The sequence below is a fragment of the Pelovirga sp. genome (genome assembly GCF_059864205.1).
In genome coordinates, this window is the sequence record NZ_JCBCBS010000086.1 from 1 (window position 1) to 2705 (window position 2705).

The window sequence follows — 2705 nt, forward strand, 5'->3', positions numbered from 1 at the left end:
CCGGCGATACGCTGGAACTGATCGGCCCGCAGATGCGGCAGCAAGCCTTTGTCGCTGAGCGGATCACTGATCGTCACGGTCAACCCCTGGCCGCCGGTCAGCCCAATTCCGAGTTGCTGCTGGACTTGCCGCAGTGGGCAGAAGAGGGGGATCTGATCCGCCGGGAGCGTTCCCAATGATCAAGCTGTTGTTATTGATCGGTTATCTGCTGATGGTCGCTGCGCAACTGCTGCTCGATTGGCTCAATGTGCGCCATCGACGTCTGGCAACCGGACAACTGCCACCACTCTTTGCCGAGCGTATCGATCAGGCGCGCCTCAAGCGCAGTGAGGAATATGCCCGCGCGCAGGATCGGGTCGGTCTGGTTGAAACCTTGCTGGGGGTAATCCTGACCCTGGTTTTTATCTTTGCTGGTTTGCTGCCCTGGTACGATCGGTTTATCGCCGGCTTGAGCGATCATTTCATCATCCACGGGCTGCTCTTTTTTGCTGTGCTGGCTCTGGTCCAGTCCCTCGTCGGTGTCCCTTTTTCTCTTTACCGCAACTTTGTGCTGGAGGAGCGTTTCGGTTTTAACCGCATGGGGATGAAGCTGTGGCTGACCGACCTGCTCAAATCCCTGCTGATTGGCACCCTGTTGTTTGTAGTGTTGGCCGGTGGTGCCCTGTGGCTGGTGCAGGCGGCGCCGCACAGCTGGTGGTTGTGGGTGTGGGGATTCTGGGCCGGTTTGTCGGTGTTTTTGTTGCTGCTGTCCCCCTATCTGATTGAACCCTTGTTTTTTACCTTCAAGCCCCTGGATAAACCGGAATTGGAGGAGCGGGTACGATCGCTGCTGGAGCGCGCCGGCGTCAAAGCAGGAAAAATTCTCCAGGTGGACGCATCGAGAAGAAGCGGGCACAGTAATGCCTATTTCACCGGAATCGGTAAGGTCAAGCGGGTTGTGCTCTTTGATACTCTGTTGGAACAGCTCAATGATGAGGAATTGCTCGCGGTCCTCGCTCACGAACTGGGACACTGGCGCTGCGGTCATCTGCGGCAGCGGTTGATCAAGGGGCAGATTGTGGCGCTGGTGAGCTGCTTTGCAGCTTTTTATCTGCTCAATGCACAGTTTCTGTCGGGCTGGTTTGGTTTTGCCGGGATCTCGTTTGTTGGCGAGGTGGTACTACTTGGCTGGCTGGCGGCGCTGCTGGGTTTTTTCTGGACACCGGTGAGCAGCTGGTGGTCACGCCGTCAGGAGCGCCAGGCCGATCAGTTCGCCATCGACCTGGTCGGCAGCGGCATGCCGTTGGCAACCGGGTTGGTGACCCTGGCCAGGGAAAATTTAAGCTCCCTGTTTCCGCATCCCCTCTATGCCGCGGTGTATTATTCCCACCCGGCGATGATTGAGCGGGTAGAGTGGCTGCAACAAAGGACGCCGACCAATGCCGGTCTCAGCGTCGGGGATGGACCTGCTGAAGGCTGAGAAAGCGATTGTCTTTGTCAACGGTGAGGACAAAGCGACCGTTGATTCCGTGATGAGAGAGAAAAGGGCGCAGGCGCAGGGCGGGAAAACGTAGCCTGCGCCCGCATTCTGACGTCACCAGGGCGAATTCTGCGGCGCCCTGATAATATTTGAGAAATTCCTGCTGGCTGATGTGGACAGAGAAAAAAAACTGTCGTTGCCCTGCGTTGGTCATTGGCCGTTAGCTTTCAACCGATCATGTGCACATAACGATCACAAGGATAAAGCGATGCTGCGTTACAAAGTTGTCGAAACCAGCCAGGTGGATGACCACAGCCTGGAACAGATACTGAACGACTGGACCGCACAAGGATGGCAGTTAGAAGGGATTCATTTTGCCATGCGCGAAGCCAGCCGTCGGCCGGGGATGGCTTTTGTCACCTTCACCCGCGAAGAGTCGGATCCGGTAACGGAGTAAGATTCTTTGTTTTTGATGGCATTGGTTTAAAGGCCAAAAAAGCATTTTCGCCACCAAGGCACCAAGATCTCCAAGAATATCAAAAAATAAAGCTTTTCTTGGTGGTCTTTGAGTCTTGGTGGCTGATTGATGTCTTTAGTACACCAATCCCGTCTTTTTTCTCACTTTATGCAGGGTTTTGGCTGCTACCATCCGGGCTTTTTCCGCCCCCTGTTTGAGCTGCCGGCGTAAGGTATCGGGATCGGCGAGCAGCTCCTGGCGTTTTGCTGCGTACGGGGCAAAAAAGTCGCGTACCGTTTCAAACAGCTCCTGCTTGACATCACCGTAGCGTAAGCCCGGAGTCAGATAACGCTGACGCAGGGCTTCTACCCCGTCACCGTCGAGGAACAACCGGTAGATCTGAAAGATGTTGCAGGTGTCAGGGTTTTTCGCTTCTTCCACCGGGGTCGGATCGGTAACGATGCGCATGATCTGTTTGCGCAGCGCCTTCTCCTCGAGGAACAGATCGATGGTGTTGCCGTAGCTCTTGCTCATCTTGCGCCCATCGAGGCCGGGAACCGTTGCTACATCTTCGTCGATCTCGGCTTCCGGCACGGTGAAAATCTCACCATATTCATTGTTGAATTTGATGGCGATATCGCGGGCGACCTCCAGGTGCTGTTTCTGGTCTTTGCCGACCGGTACGAGATCGCTTTGGAACAGCAGGATATCGGCGGTCATCAGCACCGGATAGGCGAATAAGCCGTGGTTCGGTTTGATTCCCTGGGCCACCTTGTCTTTGTAGCTGTG

The 2705-nt window shown here is 55.4% G+C and carries 5 protein-coding genes; 3 read left to right on the top strand and 2 right to left on the bottom strand.

Features of this window, described 5'->3' with window-relative positions; all coding sequences use genetic code 11:
• Positions 1-11 precede the first annotated feature (11 nt).
• Together AC6F7T_RS05740 and AC6F7T_RS05745 are read left to right on the top strand one after the other, a co-directional pair.
• Complete coding sequence (locus tag AC6F7T_RS05740) at positions 12-179, top strand: U32 family peptidase C-terminal domain-containing protein (protein WP_500717048.1); 168 nt, start codon at positions 12-14, stop codon at positions 177-179.
• Positions 176-1459: a M48 family metalloprotease gene (locus AC6F7T_RS05745; RefSeq protein WP_500717044.1), complete on the top strand. Its 1284-nt coding sequence runs from the start codon at positions 176-178 to the stop codon at positions 1457-1459. Before AC6F7T_RS05740 ends, AC6F7T_RS05745 begins: the two co-directional genes overlap by 4 nt.
• Here AC6F7T_RS05745 and AC6F7T_RS05750 read toward each other — a convergent pair.
• Positions 1428-1673 carry a DUF2835 family protein gene (locus AC6F7T_RS05750; protein WP_500717045.1) on the bottom strand — a complete coding sequence of 82 codons (246 nt, stop codon included), beginning with the start codon at positions 1671-1673 and terminating at the stop codon, positions 1428-1430. The genes AC6F7T_RS05745 and AC6F7T_RS05750 overlap by 32 nt on opposite strands.
• Positions 1674-1727: 54 nt before the next feature.
• Here AC6F7T_RS05750 and AC6F7T_RS05755 point away from each other — a divergent pair, with 54 nt between their 5' ends.
• Complete coding sequence (locus AC6F7T_RS05755; RefSeq protein WP_500717046.1) at positions 1728-1916, top strand: DUF4177 domain-containing protein; 189 nt, start codon at positions 1728-1730, stop codon at positions 1914-1916.
• Positions 1917-2051: 135 nt separating this feature from the next.
• Here AC6F7T_RS05755 and trpS read toward each other — a convergent pair.
• Positions 2052-2705, bottom strand: a 654-nt coding sequence (gene trpS / locus AC6F7T_RS05760) for a tryptophan--tRNA ligase (protein WP_500717047.1), incomplete at its 5' end; no start/stop codon positions are given.